We start from the raw sequence: 25,818 nt of genomic DNA on the forward strand, positions 1-25,818 counted from the left end.
ATTTACTATCTTTCGGCAATTCGTCGCGGACCGAGGTGGTGATCATGGGCAAAGGCAGGGTCGAGGCATTCACCGACGGCGTGGTGGCGATCATCATCACCATCATGGTGCTGGACCTGAAGGTACCGGAAGGCGAGGATTTTCGGCGCTGCTGCCGCAGTGGCCGGTCTTCCTGTGCTACGTGCTTTCGTTCATCAATGTCGGCATCTACTGGAACAATCTGCACAACATGTTCCATACCGTGCAGCGTGTCGACGGCCGCGTGCTGTGGGCGAACCTGCATCTGCTGTTCTGGTTGTCCCTGATGCCGGTGACGACCGCCTTCATGGGCGAGAACCATTTCGCCGCGGTTCCGGTCGCGGTCTATGGTTTTGACCTTGTAATGTGTGCGACCGCCTACAGCATCCTGGTCATTGCGCTGCATCGGCTGCATGGGCCGGACACCGCATTCGCCAAGGCAATCGGCCGCGATCGCAAGGGAAGGATTTCGCTCGCCGTCTACATAGCGGCCGTTGGGCTGACCTTCCTCGACCGGTGGATCGGCGTGGCGCTCTATGTCGCCGTCGCCCTGATCTGGCTGGTGCCGGACACGCGCTTTGCGCGGGTGATCGAAAAATAGCCATCTGCCTGACGCAATCCGAGAGGGCAAACCGCTTCACACGTTTCGTGGAATTGCCTAACCGCGCATCGCCTTCAGCTTTTCCGCCACGGAAGCGGCCAGATCGGCATAGCGCTCTTCCAGCCGCTCCGCCGCCTTGATGATCGAGAAATCATGGCCGAACTTTTCCAGCGCCATGCGCAGTTTCTCGACGAACTCGGCCTGTTGCTCGAGCGCCGAAAACAGAGTCTTCACCTGGGCTTCGCTGATATCGGGGTTGGCCAGCATCTGCGGCACCTCGCGCCCCATCCGGTCGCCGGTGGCGGTCTGTTCCTTCAGAATTGCAACCCAATCCGTCAATCGGAAATCTCCTTTTTGGCGTCGCAGCATGCGCAGCCCCGACCGGGCCGGTCAACCCGACAAGCCCGACGGAGGCTTGCGCAGGCCCGTTCCGGCGCTAAGTTCGGCGCCATCAAAAAAGGAAACCATTGCCGATGATCGCCGACACCGAGATCCAGACCGCCCTGCCAGCGCTTGCCCCTGGCAACACCGCCGTCATCACCGGCGCCGCCAGCGGCATCGGCCTTGCCGCGGCCAAACGGCTGGCGCTGATGGGCATGAAGATCGTGCTGGCCGACATTGGCGGGCCGCGCCTCGACGATGCCGCGCGGGCCGTCTCCGCGATTGCCGGTGACGACGCCGTGCTTGCCGTCGCATCGGACGTTTCGAAGGCCGATGAGGTCGATCGCCTCGCCGACCGGGCATTCGGCGCCTTCGGCGAGGTCTCGCTGCTGATGAACAATGCCGGTGTCGGCGACAACCCCGGAAAGCCCTGGGAAAACCGCGACGGCTGGAAGCGGCTGCTCGACATCAATTTCTGGGGCGTCGTGCACGGCGTCGAAGCTTTCGCGCCACGCATGCTGGCGTCGGCCAAGCCGGGCCTGATCGTCAACACCGGCTCCAAACAAGGCATCACCACACCGCCCGGCAACCTCGCCTACAACGTTTCCAAGGCTGGCGTGAAAACCTTTACCGAGGGCTTGGCGCATGCGCTGCGCAATGAACCCGGCGCCCGCCTGTCGGCGCATCTGCTCATCCCCGGCTTCACCTATACCGGCCTGACCGAGGGCGCGACCGAAAAGCCGGCGGGAGCGTGGACGGGCGAACAGGTGATCGATTTCATGCTGGAATCGCTGGTCGGGGGCGACTTCTATATCCTGTGTCCCGACAATGAGACGGCGCGACCCATGGACGAAAAGCGCATGGCCTGGGCGATCGGCGACATCATCGAAAACCGCCCTGCCCTGTCGCGCTGGCACCCCGGCCACAAGGATGCATTCGCGGCGTTCATGAAGCGATGAGCATGTCCCGAACATGGCCGCTGTGCGGATCACATAACTCGAACACCGGCGGAACACTCGGGATTGACCGCGGGTTCAGCCGCCGGCGCTTCGTGCTACCTCTTTTTTCGGTTTGCGTTTTGCCGCCACGACTTTCTTTGCGGCCATGGTCGCGACTTTGTCGTCATGCCGCTTCGCCGCGACCTCGCATTTGGCGCGGATCTCCTGGACCTCGGCTTCAGTCAGGTGCTCGATGCCGATGAAGGTGTTTTTGGCCTCGCTGACCCTCGTCGAGCTTGGCCTGGATCGCGGCGCCGTCCCGATTCTGGGTGTTTTGAATGAGAAACACCATCAGGAAGGTGATGATCGTGGTTCCGGTGTTGATCACCAACTGCCAGGTGTCGGAAAAATCGAAGAACGGCCCGCTCACCGCCCAGACGATAACGATCAGGCAACACGCCGCAAATGTCAGCGGCAGTCCGGTGAGATGGGCGATCTGGTTGGCGAATTTGGTGAAAAGCTTCTCGATCATGTGGTCCCTCAAAACAGCGCCGCGTCATGCGGTCCGCCGGAAGAAACAACCAGCAGCCATTTCGGGTTCCCGCCGGTAAAAAATACGGCCCACGCAATCGAATGCACGCAAAGCGCGCATCTGGAACAAAACACACCTTATCGGTTTAAGGTCATTGTAGCCGTGCAGGCAAAGAGCCTGTTCCTTCCGCTTCACAGCGGTTTACCTCCAGCCCCTTCCGCTGCGCCACCCCCGCATGGCGGAAGGGGTTTCATTCCGTCAGACGGCGTCGTTTTCCCAGCGGTCGAGGAAAGCCTCGATCGGCATTGCCTGCATGTCGGGAACCGCCCTGGCGAGTTTCTCGACGGGCCAGTCCCACCAGGCGAGAGCTTCGATGCGTGCCGCTATTTCAGGGGCAAAGCGCTGCTTGAGCGGCTTCGCCGGCACGCCGGCAACGATCGTGTAGGACGGTACGTCCCGCGTCACCACCGCATTGGCGCCGATGACCGCACCATTGCCAATGGCGATCCCGGGCAAGATGACCGCGCCATGGCCGATCCACACATCATGGCCGATGGTCACGGCCTTCGACCGCCGCCGGTCGCGGAACGCGGCATCGACGCCCAGCCAGCGGAAATACTCGTTCGGCCGGTAGCTGACCTTGTGCTGGGTCAGCCGCTCGATCGGATGCTCCAGCGCATTGATGCGGCTGTTGGCGGCGATCGAGCAGAATTTGCCGATCGTCGTGTAGATCGCCTCGGCATGGCGTTCGAAATAGGAGAAATCGCCGACGATGACCTCGCGCAGCACGACGCGTTCGCCGATCGCGGCGTAGCGGCCAAGCTTGCAGCCCTTCATCTCAGCGGTTGGATGAATGCGCGGCTCGGGATCTTTCGCAACGAGATCTTCAGAACGGTCCATGCCGGCGGCTTTACGTCAGACCGATTGGTCCCGCAAGCGGGGCCAATCGCCAGCCAGAACAGGACAGGGTAGAGTTCGACCCGCCTATTTCGGCTTGCCGTTGCTCCACACCACGTTCTGGCCATAGAGCGGCACCGTCGTAACCGACATCTTGGCCGAGCCGTTCTGGACTTGGCGCGAATGCGACAGATAGATCAAGGTCTCGTTGGCCTTGTCGTAGATGCGGTTCACCACCTGCTTCTTCCAGATCAGGCTGATGCCTTGTTTGAAAACCTCCTCGCCGCCTTCGCTCATATCAATATCCCCGATGGTGATCGGACCGGTCTGACGGCAGGAGATCGAGGAATCGCTGGGATCCTCGAACCAGTTGCCCTTGTGCAAGCGGTCGATAACACTGCGATCGAAATAGGAAACGTGGCAGGTCACGCCCTCCACTTTCGGATCCTTGATCGCCTCGACGATGATGTCGTTGCCGATCCAGTCGACGCCGACCTTGCCGACTTCCTCGGCAATGGCGCTACCGGCGGCAAGCACGACACACGCGGCCAAGGCACCGCCGATCAGTTTTTGCCCAATCAAGCCTCGTCCGATAAATTCTGGCCCAGTCAATCCCGGCAAAGAATCCTCCTGCGGTTCGGGTTGCCGGGGTCTCAGGTGGGGCCAAGGCTGACACATTGCAAGCCGGAAGGTCGGATCAAACCGCAGGCATCCGCCATAGCCGGTTGCGTCAACGCGGCATCTTTGCGTGTACCCCGTCGAACCGCTAAGACTGTGGCCTACAACGGGTGCATGGTTCTGGCCGGCGCGCCGTGACATTACGGACGGACTTTTTTGATGATGCGTTCTATCCTGGTCGGCATTCTCATTCTGATGGCGGCCGGCATCGGCTGGCTGACTTTCGACTGGTATCGCGGTCACTATGGCGGCGAACCGTTCGGCGCGCCCTTTACCCTGGTCGACCAGAAAGGCGCACCGATCACCGAAGCCGCTTTCCGGGGCCAGCCCAGCGTCGTCTTTTTCGGCTTCACCCACTGCCCCGAAGTTTGCCCGACCACGCTGTTCGAACTCTCCGGCTGGCTGAAGACGCTCGGCGACGACGGCAAGAACCTGCATGCCTATTTCGTATCGGTCGATCCGGAGCGCGATACGCCGCCGGTGATGAACGCCTATGTCAGCAATTTCTCCGACCGCATCACCGGCATTACCGGCGATCCGGACAAGGTCCATGCCATGGCCAAGGCGTTCGGCATCTATTGGAAGAAGGTCGATACCGGCGACGGCGACTACACCATGGACCACACCGCCTCGGTCCTGCTGCTCAACGCCAAGGGCGACTTCGCGGGCACGATCGCCTATGGCGAGAATGCCAGCACCGCCGTGGAGAAGCTGAAGCGCCTCGCCGCGAAGGGCTGACAAGAATTCACATGACCCAGACGCGGCTCCATTTCACCACCGGAAAGATCGAGGCCGAGCGCATCTTCGCGGCGCTCGAAACGGCCTTCGAGGATGAGGGCCTGCCGATCGCCGTGCTGGAGGTCGATGAAGAGGCCGACATCCACGAGGTCTCGCTCTACGCCGATGGCGACGTCGAAGCGGTCGAGGCGCGGCTGAAGGATGTTCTCGCCGGCCTCGCTTTGTCGAGACCGGTCCAGCGCGAAGCGCTGCCCGACATCGACTGGGTGGCACGGTCCCTGGAAGGGTTGAAGCCGGTGCGCGCCGGCCGTTTCTTCGTCCACGGCGCGCATGACAGCAGGAAGCGCCACAGCGGCGAACTCGCCATCGAGATCGAGGCGGGCCTTGCCTTCGGCACCGGCCATCATGGCACCACTGCGGGCTGCCTCGAAATGCTGGAGAAAGTCGTGCGGCGCGAGCACCCGCGCAACGCGCTCGACCTCGGTACCGGCAGCGCGGTGCTGGCGATCGCCGTTGCCAAGCTGGCGCATATTCCGGTGCTGGCCACCGACATCGATCCGGTCGCGGTCAAGGTTGCCGCCGCCAATGCGCGTCTGAATCACGTCAAAGGCCTGATCGAGACGGTGACCGCGCCTGGCTTTCACCACCCGATCTTTGCCAGGCGCGCGCCCTTCGACCTCATCGTCGCCAACATATTGGCGCGGCCGCTGATGCGGCTGGCACCGCAAATGGCAGGGCATGTCACGCTTGGCGGCTCGATCGTGCTGTCAGGCATTCTCGACCGCCAGCGCGACGCTGTGATCTCGGCCTATGTCGGCCAGAATTTCCGCCACGTCAGTACCTTGCACCGCGAAGGCTGGGTGACGATCCATCTCAAGCGTTGAGGCCGGCAAGGCGGTGGCCGGCCCTCAACGGTCCCGGTTGCTGGACTTCGATGCGTGTCGGCAAGAGAATGCCGCCGCCGCCCCTTTATCCATGGCTGGACCAGCCTCATTTGGTTGTCACCCGGCGGACGCTGTAGCAATTTGCACCAGCCGGAAAATCGATTCCGCTTTCCAGGCCCATAGATTACGGTCGAGCGGATACCAAGGAGGCCCATCATGTTCCAGAGCTTCGATTCCGCGGGCGATCCGGCGGTCGGCAAGCCGCGCGTGGCGCTGCTGCGCCAGTGGCTGGGCGCCAATGGCCTCGATGGCTTCATCGTTCCGCGCGCTGACGAGCACCAGGGCGAATACGTCGCCGACCGGTCGGCACGGCTGAAATGGCTGACCGGCTTCAGCGGCTCGGCCGGCGTCGCCATCGTGCTGCGCGACCGTGCCTTCGTCTTTGTCGACGGGCGCTACACGCTGCAGGTGCGCAATGAGGTCGATCTCGGCATCTTTTCGATCGAAAGCCTGGTCGACAATCCGCCCGCCGTCTGGCTCAAGGACAACATCGGCAAGGGGGCGCGGCTGGGCTTCGATCCCTGGCTGCACACCATCGGCGAGGTCAAGGCGCTGCAGGCCTCCGCCGACAAGACCGGCGCGGTGCTGGTGCCGCTCGACAGGAACCCGATCGACATCATCTGGAAGGATCAGCCCGCCGCACCCGTGACCCCGATCGAGCTTCATCCGATCGGCTTTGCCGGCGAACTCGCCAAGGACAAGCTGGCGCGGCTGGCGACGGCGATCGGCAAGGACGGCGCCACCCATGCGGTGCTGACCGACCCATCATCCATCGCCTGGGCCTTCAACATCCGTGGCGGTGACGTGCCGCACACGCCGCTGGCGCTCGGCTTCGCCATACTCGCCGCCGACGGGTCGCACCAGCTTTTCATCGATCGGCGCAAGTTCTCGCGCCAGGTGGCGGCCTACCTCACCCAGCTCGCCGATCCGCATGAGCCCGGCGAATTCGAAGCGGCGATCGCCGCACTTGCGAAAAGCGGCGCGAAAATCGCGCTCGATCCGGTGCTGGCCGCCGACCGGCTGCGCATGCTGGTCGAGGACAATGGCGGCACGGTGATTGCCGCGCCCGACCCTGCCCGCATTCCGCGCGCCACCAAGAACCAGGCCGAGATCAACGGCTCGCGCGCCGCGCATCGCCGCGACGGCGCGGCGGTGGCCAAGCTGTTGTGCTGGCTGGAGCGCCAGAAACCCGGCTCACTCGACGAAATCGCGGTTGTCACCAGGCTCGAAGAAACCCGCCGGCAGACCGGCGAGGAAACGCAGATGCCGCTGCGCGACGTCTCTTTCGACACCATTTCGGGCGCCGGCCCGAACGGCGCCATCATGCATTACCGCGTCTCGCGCGCCACCAGCCGCAAGCTTCAGGCCGGTGAGCTGTTCCTGCTCGATTCCGGCGCCCAATACCAGGACGGCACGACAGACATCACCCGCACCGTGCCGATCGGCCAGCCGACCGAAGAGATGCGCGAGCGCTTCACGCTGGTGCTGAAAGGCATGATCGGCATTTCCACGCTGCGCTTCCCCGCCGGCACGCGCGGCTCGGAGATCGACGCCGTCGCCCGCATGGCGCTGTGGAGGCATGGCTGCGACTTCGCCCATGGCACCGGCCACGGTGTCGGCTCATACCTGGCCGTCCATGAGGGTCCGCAGCGCATCGCCCGCACCGGCACCGAAAAGCTGCTCGAAGGCATGATGCTGTCGAACGAGCCCGGCTACTACAAGGAAGGCGCCTACGGCATCCGCATCGAGAACCTCATCCTGGTGACGCCGGCCGAACAGATCGAGGGCGGCGACATCGCCATGCACGGTTTCGAGACGCTGACGCTGGCCCCGATCGACGTCAGGCTGGTGCGATCGGATCTGCTGACGCGAGACGAATTGCACTGGCTCGACTCTTACCACGCCCGCGTGCTGGCCGAGATCGGTCCGATGCTCGACGGCGAAACGCTGGCCTGGCTCGAAAAGGCAACGGCACCGCTGCCGCACGATGCGAAGATTTGATTTTCTGAAGCGCTGAAGGGCTCGAGGTTCAGGCCAGACCGGTTCGAAAACGGTTGATACGGAGAACCGGATTGGAGCACCGAAGCGCAGCTATCAGCCGTCTGCGGGCCGGAATCACCTGGATATCGATACGCCCTACCCGACGAACTGCCGCGCTACGATCAACACCGCCGCGCCCGCCAGAAACATCGCCATCAGCCCGCCACGCAGCGCCACCAGCGCGGAGACGACCAGCGCTGCCCACTCCGCCGGGCCTGCGCCGAGCGCCGCCGGCGCCACCAGCGTCGTCAGCACCGCCGCAGGCACGGCGTTGAGCCCGGCCTCGACCCGCGGATGGATGTGATCGAAACGCGAGATGACCAGATGCCCGCCAATACGGGTGAGATAGGTGGCGATGGCGCCGGCGATGATGATCCAGAAGGTCGTGCTCATGGCCTTGTCTCCACACCGCTGTGATGCGGCGGCAGGACGACGGCGAGCAACACACCGGCGATGGCGCCGATCGAAACGTGCCAGGGCGAACCCACTGTCTTGTAGGCGATGATCGAGGCGCAGGCACTGGCGACGACCACCGGCAGCCACAGCGGCCGCTTGCGGAAGCCCATCACGAGGCCAAGGAAATAGATCGGCAGCAGGAAATCGATGCCCAGGGCATGGGGATCGGGAATGAGCTTTCCAAACAGCGCGCCGAGCGCGCTTTCGATGGTCCAGAATACATAGACCGGCAGCCCAAGTCCCAGATACCAGGCAAAGCCGACGGTCTGGCCCGACTGGGCCCTGGCCTCGGCGACGGCGAATTGCGGATCGGTGAGGATGAAGAAACCGAGCGCCTGCTGCACCCCGGACCAGTGCGCGATGCGCCGGCCAATGCCGGCGGAATAGAGCACGTGGCGGAAATTGACGGCGAAGATCGACAGCACGATCAGCCACGGCGCGACATGCTGGCCGAACAGTTCTATGCCGACCATCTGGCTGGCGCCGCCGAAGATCAGCGCGCTCATCAGGAAGGCTTCGAAAACGGAAAAGCCGTTGTCGACGGCGATCGCGCCGAACAGCAGCCCGAACGGCGCCGCCGCCACCACGACCGGCATGGAGAGCCGTACGCCTTGCCAGAAATCGCTTTTCGCGCCGTTCTCGGAAATTGCTTGCGCCGACATGTCTCTCCCCGATCAGAGGGCTGATGTAGGAAGCACTGCCCGGCTTGTCACACGAATTCGCTTGAGCCAAACGATCAGCGGAAATGATCCCTGTTAGGATTCACGCGATATCCTATTGTCGCCCGGCAGGCATTTGGCAGAAACACACGAGGGGGATTCTAATGATTGCTTATGATTTCACCGGCAGGCACGCAGTCGTCACCGGGGCCGGTGGCGGCATGGGCGAGGCGATCACGCTGGCGTTGCTCGATGCCGGCGCGTCGGTCACCGCCATCGACGTCAAGCCACGCCCGACAGCGCTCGCCGCCTATGACGACCGGCTGACCTTCGCCCAGGGCGACCTCACCGACGCCGGCTTTGTTGAACGGACCATCGGCGCTGCGGGCCGCGAACGCGGCGGTATCGACTATCTCGCCAATGTCGCAGGCGTGCTCTGGTTCGGCCGCGACAAGTCGGCTCTCGAGATGGACCTCGACGTCTGGGACCAGGTCTTCAACATCAACCTGAAATCCTTCGTGCACACGGCGCGCGCGGTTGTTCCGCAAATGCGCGCAGGCGGGCGTGGCGGCGCCATGGTGCATTTCTCGACCATCCAGTGGTATCGCGGCGATCCGAAGCCACAGGATGCCTACCAGGCGTCGAAGGCCGGCGTCTGCGCGCTGTCGAAGTCGCTCGCCATGCAGTTGGCCGGCGAGCGCATCCGCTCCAACGCCATCTGCCCGGGCATGGCGCTGACGCCGCTGCAGGCGCGTTGGGACACCGAGGAGAAGCGCGCCGCCGTCGCCGACTACACACCGCTCGGCCGCATCGGCACGCCGCAGGACATGGCCAACGCCGCGCTCTTCCTGCTTTCCGACGCGGCAAGCTACATCACCGGAATAGAGCTGGCCGTCGATGGGGGTCTCCTGATGCGGATGTAGCCCGCCCTGTCCAACGGATCGGAAAACTAACCGGTCACCTTGCCCTGGATCGCCCTGCCCCAGTCGAGCAGCGGCTTGGCGCGTAATGTAAACTCGACAAGCTCGTCGACCAGCGCCGGCGCGTGAATTTCGGTCGGATCGATGACACGCTGGACGACGAAATGCCGGTTGCGCACGGCCTCCGCGAGATCGGCGTCCGCGATCTGCTCAAAACCGCGCGGCGCCCGCTTCATGCGGCCTTCGGTTTCGAATTCAAGGCCGTTTTTCTTCAACGTTGAAAGCAGCTTGCGGAATTCGCCGGGCCGATCGGTGATCGCCCTGCGCATCGCCAGCAAGAGCGGCGGCTCAGGGTTCCACCAGGCCACGTCGGCAAAGCAGCGCTCGAGCCCGATATGCACGTAGAAGACGCCCAGGCCTGTCTTGCTGCCGTCTGGTGACAGAATGGCCGAAACATGCCTGTTGTAGGGACGTTTGTCCTTGGCAAAGCGGACGTCGCGATTGATGCGGAACAGCGATTTCTTGCGGTCGCCGCGCAGACCAAGCCCCGCCGTTGCGAAACGCTCCGTAAGGACCTCGACCAGATCGCCGATCGGCCCATGCAGATCGCTGTCGAAAAGCGCGCGGTTTTCCGCAAACCATTCGCGGCTCTGGTGGAAATCCAGCGCCTTGAAGAACGGAATGGCTTTCGGACCAAAACCTTTGAACGTTCCGCCCGTCACGACTTGCCGACCCGCTGCAGCCAGGTGTCCTCGTCTATGACCTCGACGCCGAGTTCGCTGGCAAGCTTGAGCTTTGAGCCCGCACCCGGTCCCGCCACCAAAAGATCGGTCTTCGCCGAAACCGAACCGGCCACCTTGGCGCCGAGACGTTCGGCCATCGCCTTGGCTTCGGAACGGGTCATCTTTTCCAGCGAACCGGTAAAGACAATCGTCTTGCCGGCGACTTCGCTGTCGGCCGAGACGGTGACGATATAGGGCTTCGGCTTGACCTGTTGCAGCAACTTCTCGAGCACCTCGTCATTGCGCTCGTTGCCGAAGAAATCGCGCAGCGCATCGATCACCGTATCGCCAATGCCGTTGATCGACGGGAAGACCGAATGCGGATCCTCCGCCGCCGCCGTCTCCTTGCCGACCCGGATCAGCTCCTCGATGGTCGAGAATGTTCGCGCAAGCACGGCGGCCGTCGTCTCGCCTATATGGCGGATGCCGAGCGCGAAGATGAAGCGGTCGAGCTCCGGCTCGCGGCGCGAATCGATGGCCGCGAACAATTTGTCGAGGCCTTCGTAATTGCGGTCCTTGACGCTGCGCACATTCTTGCGGGTCTTGCCGGATGCGGCCTCGCGTTGCCTGGCCTGCTCCTCGCGCCGCTCGGCCAGCGCCTTGGTCACGGCGGGGCGGCGCTCCCTGAGCGTGAAGATGTCGGCGGCTGTCTTGATCAAACCCGCATTGAAAAACGTGTCGATGTTCTCCGCGCCCAGGCCTTCGATATCCAGGGCGCCGCGCGACACGAAGTGGCGCAGCCCCTCCACGGCCTGCGCCGGGCAGATCAGTTCGCCCGTGCAGCGGCGGCGCGAATCCTCCTTGCCGGTCTTCTCGTTGATCTCGCGCGTCGCCGGCGAGCCGCAGATCGGGCAAGAGTGCGGGAATTCGTACGGCACGGCATCGGGCGGACGCTTGTCGATGACGACGCTGACGATCTGCGGGATGACATCGCCTGCCCGCTGGATCACCACCGTGTCGCCGATGCGCACGTCGATGCCGTCGCGGATCGGCTGGCCGGTGCTGTCCAGGCCCTTGATATAATCTTCATTGTGCAGCGTGACGTTCTCCACCACCACGCCGCCGACCGTCACCGGCGCAAGCCGCGCGACCGGCGCCAGCGTGCCGGTTCGGCCGACCTGGATGTCGATCCTCTGCACGGTCGTCATCGCCTGTTCGGCCGGGAATTTGTGCGCGACGGCCCAGCGCGGCTCACCGGTGACGAAACCCCAGCGGCGCTGCAGCTCCAGCTGGTCGACCTTGTAGACGACCCCGTCTATGTCATAGCCGAGCGACGAGCGTTGCTCCTCGATCAGGTGATAATGCGCGACCAGTTCCTCGACCGATTTCGCCCGCACCATCAGCGGGCTGATCTTGAAGCCCCAATCGGCGAATCTCTGCACCGCTTCATACTGCGTTGGTGCCGGATCCGCCGTCGTGTAACCCCACGCGTAGGCAAAGAATTTGAGGTTGCGGCTGGCGGTGACGGATGGATCCTTCTGGCGCAGCGACCCGGCCGCCGTGTTGCGCGGATTGACGTAATCCTGGCCCCCCACAGCCGCCGAGCGCGCCTTGAGCGCCTCGAATTCGGCATAGGTCATATAGACCTCGCCGCGGATCTCGATGGTCTCGGGCCAGCCTGAACCCTTCAGCTTGGCGGGAATGTCGGCGATGGTCCTGAGGTTGGCGGTGATGTCCTCGCCGACAGCGCCGTCGCCGCGCGTCGCGCCTTGCACGAACACGCCCTTTTCGTAACGCAGCGAAGCCGACAGCCCGTCGATCTTCGGTTCGGCGGTGAAGGCAATGTCGAGGTCCTTGTCGCGGTCGAAGAAGCGCCGGCCGCGCTCGATGAAATCGGTGACGTCGGCGTCGGTATAGGCCTTGGCGAGGCTGAGCATCGGCACGGCATGGCGCACCTTGGTGAAGCCTTCCGCCGGGGCGGCACCCACCCTGAGCGAGGGCGAATCCTCACGCACCAGCCCGGGAAAGCGCTCCTCGATGGCAAGATTGCGCCGCCGCAGCGCGTCATACTCGGCGTCCGTGATCGTGGGCGCGTCCTCGGCATGGTAGCGCCGGTCATGACCGGCGATCTCCTCGGCAAGGCGCTGGAGTTCGGCTTCAGCCTCGCTTTCGCTGAGCGAATCGACAGGTTTTTCGGCCATGCTTTTTGTCCCTGAACGGTGGCGCGCCACAATAGAGCATGATCTTGAAAGGTGGGAACCGGTTTTCGGAAAGGATCATTCCTGAACAGCAGGATGGAGCCATATCCTGACTCGCCCCATGATGCCTGATCGTTTCATGACGCCTGATCGTCTCATGACGCCGGATCGTCTCATGCCGCGTTTGTATTCTCGCGCAGCAGCCGCTCGGCGGCGGCGCGCGCCTCGTCGGTGATCGTGGCGCCAGCCAGCATGCGGGCGATCTCCTCCTGCCGCGCCGTCCTGTCCATCTCGGCAATTCCGGTCGCGACACGGTCGGTGCTGCCCGATTTGGAGATCAGGAAATGTGTTGCCGCGCGCGCCGCCACTTGCGGCGCATGGGTGACGGAAAGCACCTGGACGCGCTTCGACAGCCGCGCCAGCCGCTGGCCGATGGCGTCGGCGACAGCGCCGCCCACCCCGGTGTCGATTTCGTCGAAAACCAATGTCGGCGCCGAGCCACGGTCGGCCAGCGCCACCTTTAACGCCAGGAGAAAGCGCGAAAGCTCGCCGCCGGAGGCAACCTTCATCATCGGCCCGGGCCGCGTGCCAGGATTGGTGCGCACCCAGAACTCGATCTGGTCGATGCCCTCTTCCATGCGCGCCTCGGCCTCGCTCTTCATCTCGACGATAAAGGCCGCGCGTTCGAGCTTCAGCGCCGGCAGTTCGGCCATCACCGCCTTGGTCAGACCGACCGCCGCGGCATGGCGAAGCGAGGACAGCTGTGCGGCGGCGATGTCATAGGCTTCGCGCGCGGCGGCCGCCTGCTTTTCCAAGCCGTGCAGGCGTTCTTCGCCGGCGTCGAGATCGGCGAGATCGGCAACCATCGTGTCGCGCAGCTGCGCCAGGTCGTCGACGGCGACGCTGTGCTTGCGTGACGCCGCGCGCAGCGAAAACAGACGTTCCTCGGCTTTCTCCAGCCGCTGCGGATCATACTCCGTGGCACGAAGCGCGGCCTCGACGCCCGACTGCGCCGCGTCGAGAGACAGCATGGCTTCGTCCAGCGACTTCACCACGTCCTCGAGCAGGCCGGGCGCCTCCGTCGCCTTGCGCTGCAGCCGTCTCAGCAGGCTGGCCAGTTGCGGCAAGGGCGAGGACGGGCCCGACAGCACATCCTGCGCGTCGTGAATTTCGGAAGCGATCTTCTCGGCGCGCATCATGTGGGCACGCAGCTCGGCAAGTTCGGTTTCTTCGCCGGGCTGCGGATCGAGCTTGGTCAGTTCGGCAACCGCGGCGCGCAGATAGTCGGCTTCGCGCGCGGCGGCTTCCACCTTGGCGCGATGGCGCGTCAGTTCCTGCTGGGCGGCGCGCCAGTGCCGCCATGCCTCGCCGGTCGAGCGGACGGCGCCGAGATGGCCGCCGAAAGCATCGAGCACATCGCGATGCGCGCCGGGATCGACCAAGGCGCGCTCGTCATGCTGGCCGTGGATCTCGACCAGCGCGCGGCCGACATCGCGCATCAGCGTCACGGAGGAAGGCTGGTCGTTGACGAACACACGGGTCCGGCCGTCCGCCGTCTGCACGCGCCGCAGGATGACGTCGCCATCATCCTCGATGGCGTTTTCGGCGAGCAGCGCGCGCACCGGATGGTTGCGCGGAACATCGAACACGGCAATGACCTGGCCCTGGGACGCGCCGTGGCGCACCAGCGAGGCATCGCCGCGCGCGCCGAGCGCCAGCGACAGGGCATCGAGCAGGATGGACTTGCCGGCGCCGGTTTCGCCGGTCAGCACGGAAAGGCCCGGCTGGAAGTCGATGTCCAGCTTTTCGATCAGGACGATATCGCGGATCGACAGTCTGGAAAGCATGAGAAACCGGACCTATTGCATGCCGCCCAAAAGTGGACCCGGTTTCGGGATAACGACAGGCACGAAAAACAAAAGGATAAAGCGGCACCCGACAGTTGGAGTCGCAGCGCCGCACTATCTTTTTGTTTGAGCTTCGGATCAATCCGAAAAAGCGCGCTGCGCGCTTCGCTCGGAGGCTCCGTGGTCAGGCGCCGGTGATCAGCTTCCCGGCCTTGGATATCCACGACCCGGCATTTTCACGCGGCGCCAGCCCGTTGCTCTGCAGCAGCTTGTAGGAATCCTTGTACCACGAACTGTCGGGATAGTTGGTACCGAGCACCGCGGCCGCCGTCTGGGCCTCCGAGGTCAAGCCCAACGCGTAATAGCTTTCGGTAAGGCGCGCGAGCGCTTCCTCGACATGGCGGGTGTTGGAATAGTTTTCGACCACGGTGCGGAAGCGTTTGACGGCGGCGATGTACTCGCGGCGCTCCAGATAATAGCGGCCGATCTGCATTTCCTTGCCCGCGAGCTGGTCGTTGGCGAAGCGGATCTTTTCCTTGGCATCGTCGACATATTCCGACGTCGGCCAGCGCGTCACCAGGTCCTGCATCGTCTGCAGGGTCTGGCGTGCTTCCTTCTGGTCCTGCGTCACATCCTTGATCTGGCGATAGTAGCTCAGACCAATGATATACTGGGCATAGGCCGCGTCATCCGTGGACGGATAGAGCGCCAGGTACCGCTTCGCCGACTGGATCGCATCGTCGTAGCTGCCCTTTCGATAGTCGGCGAACGCGCCCATCACCATCGATTTGCGGGCCCATTCCGAATAGGGGTGCTGGCGGTCGACCGCGTCGAATTTCTTGCTTGCCTCGTCCAGGCGGCCGGCGTTCAGATTGGCCAGGCCCTGATTGTAGAGAACGTCGGCCGGTTCGGTCTGGTCGACATAGGTCGACAGGTCGATGTCTTTTTCCGACGACATGCAAGCCGCCAGAAAGAGCGATGGAACAACCACCGAAAGCGCCAGGAAAACAGACCGCTGCGGCGCTTTCGATTGACCGACTCGCTTGAAGAACATGATTGGATTGCGCCCTTTCGGCGTTATTTTAATGCTCGTTGCATGCAGTTGTCCCAAAACTGGTCCCCACCTTTGAGCGACATGCACTAATCGACGGCAGCAGCCATAAACCATAACCGCCTTGCCCGGCAACGCTATGTCCAGCCAATCGCGCATTTTTGTGGCGGCGGACCGTGGCGTGAAAATCTACGCAATTTCGCCGATGGATGATGCATTCATGCAACACCCATACCGCCATGGAAATCCGAAAAAGATTAAGAATATCAGATCATCCAGGGCGCATAGAGAGGCGCATTGACGGCGTTCATCTCGGCGGCGCGACCACGCTCGCGGCGTGTCGTCTCGACGATCTCGAAGGCGGTGCGGTCCGACAGCAGGCGCCGCAGTGCGGCGGCGTTCAGCCGATGGCCGCCGCGATAGGAGCGGAAACAACCGATGAAGCGCGCGCCGGCCAGCGCCAGGTCGCCCATGGCGTCGAGCGTCTTGTGGCGCACGAACTCGTTGGGATAGCGCAGCCCGCCCATATTGATGACGCGGTTGTCGTCACCGATCACTAGGGAATTTTCCAGCGAGGATCCCAGAGCATAGCCGGCGGCCCACAGCCGCTCGACGTCCTTCATGAAGCCGAAGGTGCGGGCCCGCGCGATGTCGCGGCGGAAAATATCGGCGTTGATGTCCGATGCGAAGAGCTGACGGCCGATCGCCGGGCTTTCGAAATCGATCTCGACCTCGAAACGGGTGCCGTCATAGGGCCTGAACTCCGCCCAGGAGGCGCCGTTCTCGATGCGGACCGGCTTGACCACCCTGATATAGCGCCGCTTGACGGCCAGCGTCTCGATGCCGGCCTGGTCTATGGCTTCGACGAACGCCATGGCGCTGCCGTCGAGGATTGGAACCTCGTGGCCGTCGATCTCGATGATGACATTGTCGATGCCGAGCCCGAACAGGGCGGCCATGATGTGCTCGACCGTGGCGATGTGCTCGCCCGACGGATCGCCAAGCATGGTGCAAAGGTCGGTGGCGCCGATCTCGGAAAACAGGGCGCGGAACTCACGGCCCTGCCCGTCTCCATTGAGGAGCGCGAACACGATGCCGGTATCGGCATCCGCGGGCAGGAAACTGATGGAAACTTCTTTGCCGCTGTGAACGCCGGTGCCTGTAAGCGACGCGCGCGTCTTCACTGTCGTCTGGTGGTCGTGCAAGACAATCCCCATGAGCCCGTAATGCCTAGGTCCGCTTCTCCAGCCCGAGGGCGCGGCTCTTGTTAAATCGGCAGGCAGGGCGACTTCCCCCGAAATCCCGGCAAACCGACTATGGTAGGCAGCGAAGATAATGTCCCGGCAAGGAGACTCCAAATCACGGTTTCTTACTCTTTGTAACCGCGAACTGGAACATGTACGATGTCATAACCCGTTGATTATGCGGTATTTTAAACGTTAACAGGCAAGCAATTTCTTGCCTGCCTGTTAACAATTGTTACAGTCCGTTAACCGCTCAGTTGGCCTGGCGGCGCAGGAACGCCGGAATCTCCAGCTGATCGTCGTCCTGAGTCGCCCTGGTCTGCGGCGTCAGGCGGCCCTGATCGTCCAACTGGCCGCGCCGCGGCGCGTAAAGCTGGGCGTCCTGGCTGGCGAGGCGGCGCACTTCCGGTGCCGCCTGGCGCAGCTTGGGCTCGCGCGGCTGCGCCGGCTGCAGCCGTGCGGGCTCCTCCTCGCGGCGGGTCAGGCCATTGGTCAGGCGCTTCAGGAGGCCCATCGGGCCGCTGTTCTCGTGGTCGGCCGGGCGGCTCTTGGCGTCGACCTCGGCCTTGACGACCGGCGGAAAGTCCTCGACGCGCGGCATGCGCTGCGGCGCCATCGCCACCGGCTGCTGGACTTCACGCAGCATTTCGCGTGGCTGCGGAGCCGGCTGCATCATCTGCTGGACGACCGGCTGCACCATAGGCTGCGGTTGTGCGGGCGGCGCCTGGAAGATCTTGCTCTGCGGGCGGAAATCGTCCGCATGGGCGACAGGAGCCGGACGAGCCTGCGCCATGGCCGCGGCATTGGCTTCGGCCAACTGGATGGCTTCGGCGACCGGATCGGCGGCGCGCGGCTCATACACCGTCTGCTGGACCGGCGTCGGGCGGCTTTCCACAGGGGCGACGGCCGGCCGGGCAGCCTGCTTCGGCGGGGAGGTCCGGATCGAGATCGGCGCCGCGGCGATTTCAGCCGCCGACTTGTCGATGCCGGTGGCTACCACCGAGACGCGGATGACGCCTTCGAGTTCCTCGTCGAACGTGGCGCCCAGGATGATGTTGGCATCCTGGTCGACTTCCTCGCGGATGCGGGTCGCCGCTTCGTCGACTTCGAACAGGGTCAGGTCGCGGCCGCCGGTGATCGAGATCAGCAGGCCCTTGGCGCCCTTCATCGAGGTCTCGTCGAGCAGCGGGTTGGCGATCGCGGCTTCCGCCGCCGCCATCGCGCGGCCCTCGCCCGAAGCCTCGCCGGTGCCCATCATCGCCTTGCCCATCTCGCGCATCACCGAACGCACGTCGGCGAAGTCGAGGTTGATCAGGCCTTCCTTGACCATCAGGTCGGTGATGCAGGCCACACCGGAGTAGAGCACCTGGTCCGCCATCGCGAAGGCGTCGGCGAAGGTGGTCTTGTCATTGGCCAGCCGGAACAGGTTCTGGTTGGGGATGACGATCAAGGTGTCGACGCATTTCTGCAGCTCCTCGATGCCGAAGTCGGCCGTCTTCATGCGGCGCTGGCCTTCGAAGTGGAACGGCTTGGTGACGACGCCGACAGTGAGAATGCCCTTCTCGCGCGCTGCGCGGGCAACAACCGGAGCAGCACCCGTACCGGTGCCGCCGCCCATGCCGGCGGTGACGAAGCACATATGGGTGTTGGTGAGATGGTCGAGAATCTCGTCGATGCACTCTTCCGCCGCCGCGCGGCCGACTTCCGGCTGCGATCCGGCACCGAGCCCCTCGGTGACATGCGCGCCAAGCTGGATCAGCCGAGAGGCCTTCGACATGGTCAGCGCCTGCGCGTCGGTGTTGGCCACGACGAACTCGACACCGCGCAGTCCGGCGGTGATCATGTTGTTCACGGCATTGCCGCCGCCGCCGCCCACACCGAACACGGTGATGCGCGGCTTAAGCTCGGTGATGTCCGGCTTCTGCAGATTGATAGTCATTGTCTCCGTCCTTTGCCTTTCACGCCGCTTCGCCGCCGCGGCCGCCTATGGGGCTGTCCCCGTCAATTAGAAACTGTCTCTCAACCACTGACTCATGCGATGCAGTTTTCCACCCGTTCCGGTCATTCTGAGACCGGAAATGCCTTTCGCCGGATGGCTCTCGAAGCTCGCCATCTGCGGATAGATCAGAAGCCCGACCGCGGCCGAGAAAGCCGGGCCTTTCGCCGCTTCGGGCAGGCCCGCCACGCCGAGCGGGCGACCGATGCGTACATTGCGCCCCAGGATGCGGCGCGCCGCTTCCGGCAGGCCGGCCAGCTGGCTGGCGCCGCCGGTGAGCACGACCCGCTTGCCGACCGCATTGCCGTAGCCGGACTTGTTCAACCGGTCGCGCAGGAGTTCGAGCGTCTCGTCGATGCGGGCGCGCACGATGCGCGTCATCACCGAACGCGGGATCTGCAGCGGCACGTCGCCATCGTCGCCGATCGGCTGGATCGAGACCAGGTCGCGGTCGTCGGCGCTGCCCGGCAGCGCCGAGCCGTGCATCACCTTCAGCCGTTCGGCGGCGTCGAGCGAGGTCGAAAGTCCCTTGGCCATGTCGAGCGTCACATGGTTACCGCCGATGGCGATGGCGTCGCCATGGACGAACTTGCCTTCCGAAAACACCGAGATCGTCGTCGTGCCGCCGCCCATGTCGATGCAGGCGGCTCCGAGTTCCAGCTCGTCGTCGACCAGTGCCGCCAGCCCGCTGGCATAGGGCGTCGCCACCATGCGCTCGACCGACAAATGCGAGCGGTTGATGGAGAGCTCCAGATTGCGCATCGGCGCCGCATCGCCCGTCAGCACATGCATGTCGACGCCAAGCGTGTCGCCCACCATGCCACGCGGATCGCGCACGCCACGCTCGGCATCGAGCGAGAAGCCGACGGGCAGCGAATGGACCACCTCGCGCTCGGCCTTCAGCGCCTGCTTGGCACCGGCGCCGAGCACGCGCTTGATGTCGGCTTCGTCGGCCTCGTGGCCGCCAAGATTGATGGTCGCCGAGAAGCTTTCGCTCTTCAGCCGGCCGGCGGTCATGTTGACGATCAGCGAATCGACCGTCAGCCCGGCCATGCGTTCGGCGGCGTCGACGGAGAGGCGAATGGCATGCTCGGCTCGGTCGAGATCGACGATGACGCCGGACTTCACGCCTTGCGATTTCTGGTGGCCGATGCCGATGACCTGGATGCGATGCGAGCGGCCGCGCAGGAGCTTGCCGTCATCGTTCGGCTTCAGCTTGGCCACCATGCAGCAGACCTTGTTCGAGCCGACATCCAGCACCGTCAGGGTGCCCGACCGGCGCGACGAGGCATCGCCAGAACCGCCAAGCCAGCTCATATCTTCGTCTCCGGCTTGCGCTTGAGGGTTTTCGGCTTCTCGTTGAGCGCGGCTTCGCGCTGCGTCGCCGCCTGCGGCGTCAGCTCCACGACCAGCCGGTCTGTCAGGCGCATGTCGACGGCGGCGATGTCGCGCGACAACAGCCCCTTGTCATGGTCCATCTTGACGAGTTCGGCGAGCGCCTGGTCCTCGTCATCCTCGGGCAACTTGATGGTGATGCCGTTGTCCAGCTTCAGGTCCCAGCGCCGTTCGCCAACACGGACATAGCCTTTGATGCGGCCGGCGAGGTCGGGATAGTGTTCGATCCTGGCCAGGAAATCGGGCGCCTTGGCGGGCGCGCCGGTGCCGATCAACAGCGGCAGGAGCACCTGCTTGCCGCCCGAGAACGGCGCGATGACGGCGCCATCCTTCTCGATGACGGAAAGGTCGTTGCCCTGCTGCCAGAGCGCGAAAGCCGCACGCTCCTCGACGCGCACTTCCAGCGTGTGCGGATAGACCTTGCGCACCGCGGCAACCTGGATCCAGGGCAAGGTGGCGATACGCTCCCGCGCGGCCTCGGCGTCGAAGCCGATCAGCGACGTCCAGCCATCGAGTTCCAGCCTGTCGAGAATGTCGATCTCCGAAGTCTGACGGTTGCCGACCACCTTGACCTGGTCGACCGCGAAGCCGGTGCGGGCGGTGATGCTTTGAATGATGCCGTCGGCGTGACCGCCGAGGTAGGCGCCATAGGCGCCACTCGAGGCCAGCAGCACCGACGACATGATCGCGGCGGAGAAGCGCGGTGCCTGGAATTCGCCATCGCCCAGGCGCGTCAGGATGCGTACCGGGCGGCGAAGCACGCGCGGCAGAACGAAATGGTCCAACGACAATGGCAGGCCGAACAGCGACGGCCCGGCCGCGCCCCTCACCTTACCCTGTCCCCATTTCAACGCAGACACGAAGCGTCCTCCACCATCCAACTCAACAATTCACCAAACGAATGCCCGGCATGGGCGGCAATTTCAGGCACCAGAGACGTCGGCGTCATGCCCGGCTGAGTGTTGACCTCGAGCCATACAACCTCGCCATTTTCGGAGTGACGATCGTCATAACGGAAGTCCGACCGGGAAACGCCCCGACAGCCGACAGCTTGGTGAGCCTTGAGCGCCAGTGTCTGTATTTTTTGGTAAATATTCGGTGAAACTTTTGCGGGGCATTCGTGTTTTGATCCGCCCGCGACATATTTTGAATCATAGTCGTAGAAGGAATGGCCCGTCGGGATGATCTCGCAGACGCCAAGCGCCACATCGCCCATGACGGCGCAGGTCAGCTCGCGCCCATGGATGTAGCGCTCGACCATGACGGTATCGCCATATTTCCATTCGGACGACCCGATCACCTGCGGCGGGTGCGACTGCCCCTCCGACACGATGACGACGCCAAAGCTCGACCCCTCGCTGACCGGCTTGACCACATAGGGCGGCTTCATCGGATGCTTGTTCTGGATGGAGAACCGATTGGAGACCTTCGATTCGGCAACGGGGACGCCGACCGATTTGACGATCTTCTTCGCCTGCTCCTTGTTCATGGCAAGCGCCGAGGCGAGCACGCCGGAATGGCTGTAGGGAATGCCGAGATATTCGAGGATGCCCTGGATGGTACCGTCCTCACCAAAAGGCCCATGCAGCGCATTGAAGGCGACGTCAGGCTTGAGCTCGGCAAGCACCGAGCCGACATCGCGCCCGACATCGACGCGGGTGACCTGGTAACCCTCCTGCTCCAGCGCATCGGCACAGGCCTTTCCGGAAGACAGAGACACGGGCCGCTCGGACGAGAAACCTCCCAGCAATACGGCCACATGCTTGCTTTTCATTCCCCGTCATCCCCTCTCACCGCGGACCAAAAACACAAGATTTCCGCAACATTGAGTCTGAGTCTCCCGGCAGGTTGCCCCCCAGACGGAAAACGCTGAAAACGCGTCGAACGACTCAAATCAGGAAACGCTTCAGGGCAGAGAATCAGAGAGTTGATTCACTGGCAAGCACTTATGATTCCGAGAGATTCACTTTCTGAGAAAATGGATGCGAAAACCGTGTCGCTGAGTCTTTGCGGCAACGATTTCACGGTATTTCGATCCGGTTGAAGTTCACGCATCACGTGAACTTCAAGAGGCGCTAGAGAAGCTGGCCGAGGAACTCCTGGACGGCATATCCGGAACGGAAATTGCCGATGCGCTTGATCTCCCACTGCAACCGGATGCCGGAATGCTCGAGCACCCGCGCGCGCACCGTCTCGCCGAGATATTCGAGGTCGTAGCCGGTCGCCGTTCCGGTGTTGATCATAAAGTTGCAGTGCATCGGCGACATCTGCGCACCGCCGATCATCAGCCCGCGGCAACCCGCCTTGTCGATCTCCTTCCAGGCCGACGTGCCTTCCGGATTCTTGAAGGTCGAGCCGCCCGTCTTCTCGCGGATCGGCTGCACGGTCTCGCGATGGTTCTGCACCGCATCCATCGCCGCCTTGATCACCGCCCCGTCCTCGACAAAGCCTTCGAAAACGGCCGAAGTGAAGATCAGCCCGGCGGGCGCCGCCGAATGGCGGTAGGCATAGCCCATCTCGGCATTGCTCAGCGTTTGGGCGTTGCCCGCGCGGTCGAGCGCCCGCACCTCGACGACGCGCTCGCGCGTCTCGACCCCGTTGGCGCCGGCATTCATCCTGAGCGCGCCGCCGATAGCGCCTGGAATGCCGTGATAGAAATGGAAGCCGCCAATGCCGGCCTCGAGCGCTACCGCCGCCATGCGCTTGTCTGGCGTGGCGGCACCTGCCTTGATCCTGATCGGGGAAACGACTTCGGCCTCGCCAAAGCCCTTGGCCGAAAGCCTGATGACGAAACCCGGAATGCCGCCGTCGCGGACCAGAAGGTTCGAACCGACGCCAACGATGGTCAGGGGTATCTCTTCGGGAACGGCTCTGAGGAAGGCCGACAGATCCTCCTCGTCCGCAGGCTGGAACAGCGCCTCGGCAAGGCCGCCAGCCCGGAACCAGGTGATCTTGTCCATCTCGGCATTCGGCGTGATGCGGCCGCGCAGACCGGCCAGCCGGTCGCCAAGTCTGTCGATCAGGGCCTGGCCGTTCATCATGGGGCGGCAAGCTCCTTCGGCAGCGCATAGGCCCACTGAGTGATATTGCCGGCGCCGAGAAAGACGACAAAGTCGCCGGGCTTGGCGATGTCGCGGATGACGGGCGCGATGTCGGCCGGTCCCTCGATGTAGCGGGCGTCGCGATGGCCGCCGGCGCGGATACGCGACACCAGCGCGTCCGATGTCACGCCGTCCATCGGCTCTTCGCCGGCGGCGTAGACCGGGGCGACCATCACCGTGTCGGCATCGTTGAAGCAGGCGGAGAACTCGTTGAACAGATCATGCAACCGGGTGAAGCGGTGCGGCTGGGCAATGGCGATGACACGCCCGTTGGTGGCGCTGCGCGCCGCCTTCAGCACCGCCGAGATTTCGACCGGGTGGTGGCCGTAATCGTCGAACACGTCGACACCGTTCCAGGAACCGGTGTGGGTGAAGCGGCGCTTGACGCCGGCGAAAGACGACAGGCCTTTCTTGATCGCCTCGGCCGACAGGCCGAGTTCATGCGCGACCGCGATCGCGGCGGTCGCGTTGGAAACATTGTGGCGGCCGGGCATCGGCAGGCGCAGGCCCGAAATTGCCGTCTGGCCGCGCCCCTTGCGGTCGCGGATGATCACGTCGAACTCCGAGGTCGCCCCCGCCATGCGATGGTTGGTGAAGCGCACATCGGCCTGTGCGTTCTCGCCATAGGTGATGACGCGCCGGTCCTCAATGCGCCCGACCAGCGCCTGCACTTCCGGGTGATCGGTGCACATCACTCCGAAGCCATAGAAAGGCACGTTCTCGACGAACTGGCGGAACGCTTCGCGCACATTGTCGAAATTGCCATAATGATCGAGATGCTCGGGATCGATGTTGGTGACGACGGCGATGTCGGCCGGCAGCTTGAGGAAGGTGCCGTCGCTCTCGTCGGCTTCGACCACCATCCACTCGCCATCGCCCATGCGGGCGTTGGTGCCGTACGCATTGATGATGCCGCCATTGATGACGGTCGGGTCGAGCCCGCCGGCCTCGAGCAGCGTCGCCACCATCGAGGTCGTCGTGGTCTTGCCATGCGTGCCGCCGATCGCCACCGCCTGGCGAAAACGCATCAGCTCGGCCAGCATCTCCGCGCGGCGCACGATCGGCAACAGCTTTTCACGCGCCGCCTTCAGCTCCGGATTCGACTTCTTGATCGCCGTCGAGACGACGATGACCTCGGCGTCACCGAGATTCTCCGCCTTGTGGCCGACGAAGCATTCGATGCCCTTGTCGCGCAGCCGCTGCACATTGGCGCTGTCGGCCTGGTCGGACCCCTGCACCTTGTAGCCGAGATTGTGCAGCACCTCGGCGATGCCGCTCATGCCGATGCCGCCAATGCCGATGAAATGCACGAGGCCGATGGTCTGCGGCATCTTCATGGGTGCGTCCCCTTCCTGAAATCCGATACTGTTTTGCGGGACGCAATAGCCTCTGTGAGGTCGGCGAGCAACCGCGCCGCGTCGGGCCTGCCGACCGACTTTGCCGCGGCAGCCATCGTCGCCAGCCGCTCCGGTTGGTCTATCAGGGCGCCGAGCAGTGCCGCGATGCGCTCGGGCGAAAGCGAGGATTGCACATGCACCTCGCCACCGCCGGCGGCCGCAAGGGCGGCTGCATTGGCCGCCTGGTCGTGGTCGAGCGCGAAGGGATAGGGCACCAGCAGCGCCGGCCGGCCGATGACGGCGATTTCCGACACGGTCGAGGCGCCGGAACGAGAGATTACAAGATGCGCCGCCGCTATGCGCGCCGCCATGTCGGTGAAGAACGGCGAGACCTCGACGGCGACGCCGAGCGCGGCATAGGCCGCCTTCACCCGCGCCACGTCGTCCGCGCGAGCTTGTTGGGTCACGACAAGGCGCTTGCGCTGTGCGTCGGAAAGCAGCGCGATGGCCCCTGGCATGGCATCGGAAAAGAATTGTGCGCCCTGGCTGCCGCCGAACACCAGCAGGCGGAAGGGCTCATCCCCGGTCGAAGCCGCGTAAGGCGTCCTGGCCGCTTCGAGCACAGCCGGCCGGACCGGATTGCCGGTCGTCACCGTTTTGGCGCCGGCCGCGCTTTCATCCTGCGGCAGGAAGCCGCCGGCGATCGCGTCGACACGGCCGGCCAGCGCCCGGTTGGCGCGCCCCATCACCGCGTTCTGCTCGTGGATCAGCGTCGGCACCTTGCGCCGCGTCGCCGCGTAGAGCGGCGGCAAGGTCGGATAGCCGCCAAATCCAACCACGGCCTCCGGCTTGACCCTGCCGATGATGGCGGAGGCCTGACGCACGCCGCTCCAGATTTTCCAGAAGGCGCCGAGCAGGGCGAAGGGATTTTTCGAGCCTAACGTCGCCGACTGGATCGGATGGACGGCCGCCGCAGGAAAATGGGCGGCAAACCGTTCGGCCCGGGTGTCGGTCGCCAGATGCACCGCCCAGCCGCGATCGAGGAGTTCATGCGCCAGCGCTTCGGCTGGAAACAGATGTCCGCCGGTTCCGCCCGCCGCGAGAAGGATAACGCCTCTGGCCATG

The 25,818-nt window shown here is 64.0% G+C and carries 23 protein-coding genes and 1 pseudogene; 6 read left to right on the plus strand and 18 right to left on the minus strand.

The window, feature by feature from the left end; translation table 11 throughout:
- Positions 1-104: 104 nt before the first annotated feature.
- Positions 105-619 (plus strand): annotated as a pseudogene (locus LB557_RS22105) (TMEM175 family protein).
- 57 nt (positions 620-676) lie between these two features.
- On the opposite strand, the gene LB557_RS22110 reads toward LB557_RS22105, so the two are convergent.
- Complete coding sequence (locus LB557_RS22110) at positions 677-958, minus strand: hypothetical protein (protein ID WP_140660926.1); 282 nt, start codon at positions 956-958, stop codon at positions 677-679.
- Between the two features lie 134 nt (positions 959-1,092).
- On the opposite strand from LB557_RS22110, the gene LB557_RS22115 reads away from it, so the two are divergent.
- The gene (locus tag LB557_RS22115) at positions 1,093-1,959 is read left to right on the plus strand and encodes an SDR family NAD(P)-dependent oxidoreductase (protein WP_140615657.1); all 867 of its coding nucleotides are present in this window, start codon (positions 1,093-1,095) and stop codon (positions 1,957-1,959) included.
- A gap of 217 nt (positions 1,960-2,176) precedes the next feature.
- On the opposite strand, the gene LB557_RS22120 is transcribed toward LB557_RS22115, so the two are convergent.
- The 3 genes from LB557_RS22120 to LB557_RS22130 all read right to left on the minus strand — a co-directional run bounded on the left by LB557_RS22120 (position 2,177) and on the right by LB557_RS22130 (position 3,949).
- Positions 2,177-2,470 carry a low affinity iron permease family protein gene (locus LB557_RS22120; protein WP_411970563.1) on the minus strand — a complete coding sequence of 98 codons (294 nt, stop codon included), beginning with the start codon at positions 2,468-2,470 and terminating at the stop codon, positions 2,177-2,179.
- A gap of 258 nt (positions 2,471-2,728) precedes the next feature.
- Positions 2,729-3,370: a DapH/DapD/GlmU-related protein gene (locus LB557_RS22125; RefSeq protein ID WP_224523312.1), complete on the minus strand. Its 642-nt coding sequence runs from the start codon at positions 3,368-3,370 to the stop codon at positions 2,729-2,731.
- Between the two features lie 84 nt (positions 3,371-3,454).
- Entirely contained in the window at positions 3,455-3,949 is a 495-nt protein-coding gene (locus LB557_RS22130) for a CreA family protein (protein ID WP_263496805.1), read from the minus strand.
- A gap of 255 nt (positions 3,950-4,204) precedes the next feature.
- Between LB557_RS22130 and LB557_RS22135 the strand changes: the two genes are divergently transcribed.
- The 3 genes from LB557_RS22135 (at position 4,205) to LB557_RS22145 (ending at position 7,728) form a co-directional block, all read left to right on the plus strand.
- On the plus strand, positions 4,205-4,783 hold the full coding sequence (locus tag LB557_RS22135; protein ID WP_140714597.1) for an SCO family protein: 579 nt from the start codon (positions 4,205-4,207) through the stop codon (positions 4,781-4,783).
- Between the two features lie 11 nt (positions 4,784-4,794).
- Complete coding sequence (locus tag LB557_RS22140) at positions 4,795-5,667, plus strand: 50S ribosomal protein L11 methyltransferase (protein WP_224643437.1); 873 nt, start codon at positions 4,795-4,797, stop codon at positions 5,665-5,667.
- 216 nt (positions 5,668-5,883) lie between these two features.
- Entirely contained in the window at positions 5,884-7,728 is a 1,845-nt protein-coding gene (locus LB557_RS22145; protein WP_224643436.1) for an aminopeptidase P family protein, read from the plus strand.
- Between the two features lie 135 nt (positions 7,729-7,863).
- Here LB557_RS22145 and LB557_RS22150 read toward each other — a convergent pair whose 3' ends face one another.
- Positions 7,864-8,160 (minus strand): AzlD family protein, encoded by a 297-nt coding sequence (locus LB557_RS22150; protein WP_023769676.1) that lies wholly within the window; start codon positions 8,158-8,160, stop codon positions 7,864-7,866.
- Positions 8,157-8,885 carry an AzlC family ABC transporter permease gene (locus LB557_RS22155; protein ID WP_140726132.1) on the minus strand — a complete coding sequence of 243 codons (729 nt, stop codon included), beginning with the start codon at positions 8,883-8,885 and terminating at the stop codon, positions 8,157-8,159. Before LB557_RS22155 ends, LB557_RS22150 begins: the two co-directional genes overlap by 4 nt.
- 161 nt (positions 8,886-9,046) lie before the next feature.
- Between LB557_RS22155 and LB557_RS22160 the strand changes: the two genes are divergently transcribed.
- Positions 9,047-9,805 carry an SDR family NAD(P)-dependent oxidoreductase gene (locus LB557_RS22160; RefSeq protein WP_140615645.1) on the plus strand — a complete coding sequence of 253 codons (759 nt, stop codon included), beginning with the start codon at positions 9,047-9,049 and terminating at the stop codon, positions 9,803-9,805.
- Between the two features lie 26 nt (positions 9,806-9,831).
- Here LB557_RS22160 and LB557_RS22165 read toward each other — a convergent pair whose 3' ends face one another.
- The 12 genes from LB557_RS22165 to murG all read right to left on the minus strand — a co-directional run bounded on the left by LB557_RS22165 (position 9,832) and on the right by murG (position 25,817).
- The gene (locus LB557_RS22165) at positions 9,832-10,524 is read right to left on the minus strand and encodes a DUF2461 domain-containing protein (protein ID WP_224643435.1); all 693 of its coding nucleotides are present in this window, start codon (positions 10,522-10,524) and stop codon (positions 9,832-9,834) included.
- Complete coding sequence (gene ligA, locus LB557_RS22170) at positions 10,521-12,725, minus strand: NAD-dependent DNA ligase LigA (RefSeq protein WP_224643434.1); 2,205 nt, start codon at positions 12,723-12,725, stop codon at positions 10,521-10,523. Before ligA ends, LB557_RS22165 begins: the two co-directional genes overlap by 4 nt.
- A gap of 170 nt (positions 12,726-12,895) precedes the next feature.
- Entirely contained in the window at positions 12,896-14,569 is a 1,674-nt protein-coding gene (recN, locus tag LB557_RS22175) for a DNA repair protein RecN (protein ID WP_140714589.1), read from the minus strand.
- 184 nt (positions 14,570-14,753) lie between these two features.
- Positions 14,754-15,623: an outer membrane protein assembly factor BamD gene (locus tag LB557_RS22180; protein WP_015317218.1), complete on the minus strand. Its 870-nt coding sequence runs from the start codon at positions 15,621-15,623 to the stop codon at positions 14,754-14,756.
- A 263-nt stretch (positions 15,624-15,886) separates the two neighbouring features.
- On the minus strand, positions 15,887-16,837 hold the full coding sequence (gene lpxC, locus LB557_RS22185) for a UDP-3-O-acyl-N-acetylglucosamine deacetylase (RefSeq protein ID WP_140714587.1): 951 nt from the start codon (positions 16,835-16,837) through the stop codon (positions 15,887-15,889).
- Between the two features lie 280 nt (positions 16,838-17,117).
- A complete protein-coding gene (gene ftsZ / locus LB557_RS22190; RefSeq protein WP_140615637.1) occupies positions 17,118-18,803 on the minus strand; it encodes a cell division protein FtsZ in 1,686 nt (561 codons plus the stop codon).
- Between the two features lie 66 nt (positions 18,804-18,869).
- A complete protein-coding gene (ftsA, locus tag LB557_RS22195) occupies positions 18,870-20,177 on the minus strand; it encodes a cell division protein FtsA (RefSeq protein WP_015317215.1) in 1,308 nt (435 codons plus the stop codon).
- Positions 20,174-21,115: a cell division protein FtsQ/DivIB gene (locus LB557_RS22200; RefSeq protein WP_140873342.1), complete on the minus strand. Its 942-nt coding sequence runs from the start codon at positions 21,113-21,115 to the stop codon at positions 20,174-20,176. The genes ftsA and LB557_RS22200 overlap by 4 nt, the downstream gene beginning before the upstream one ends.
- Complete coding sequence (locus LB557_RS22205; RefSeq protein ID WP_015317213.1) at positions 21,103-22,029, minus strand: D-alanine--D-alanine ligase; 927 nt, start codon at positions 22,027-22,029, stop codon at positions 21,103-21,105. The genes LB557_RS22200 and LB557_RS22205 overlap by 13 nt, the downstream gene beginning before the upstream one ends.
- Before the next feature lie 301 nt (positions 22,030-22,330).
- Entirely contained in the window at positions 22,331-23,296 is a 966-nt protein-coding gene (gene murB / locus LB557_RS22210) for a UDP-N-acetylmuramate dehydrogenase (RefSeq protein ID WP_224641320.1), read from the minus strand.
- Positions 23,293-24,693 carry a UDP-N-acetylmuramate--L-alanine ligase gene (murC, locus tag LB557_RS22215; protein ID WP_015317211.1) on the minus strand — a complete coding sequence of 467 codons (1,401 nt, stop codon included), beginning with the start codon at positions 24,691-24,693 and terminating at the stop codon, positions 23,293-23,295. The genes murB and murC overlap by 4 nt, the downstream gene beginning before the upstream one ends.
- Positions 24,690-25,817 (minus strand): undecaprenyldiphospho-muramoylpentapeptide beta-N-acetylglucosaminyltransferase, encoded by a 1,128-nt coding sequence (murG, locus tag LB557_RS22220; RefSeq protein WP_140660918.1) that lies wholly within the window; start codon positions 25,815-25,817, stop codon positions 24,690-24,692. Before murG ends, murC begins: the two co-directional genes overlap by 4 nt.
- Between the last annotated feature and the right edge of the window lies 1 nt (position 25,818).

It is taken from the genome of Mesorhizobium sp. BR115XR7A, assembly GCF_020165315.1.
Lineage (GTDB): Bacteria > Pseudomonadota > Alphaproteobacteria > Rhizobiales > Rhizobiaceae > Mesorhizobium > Mesorhizobium australicum.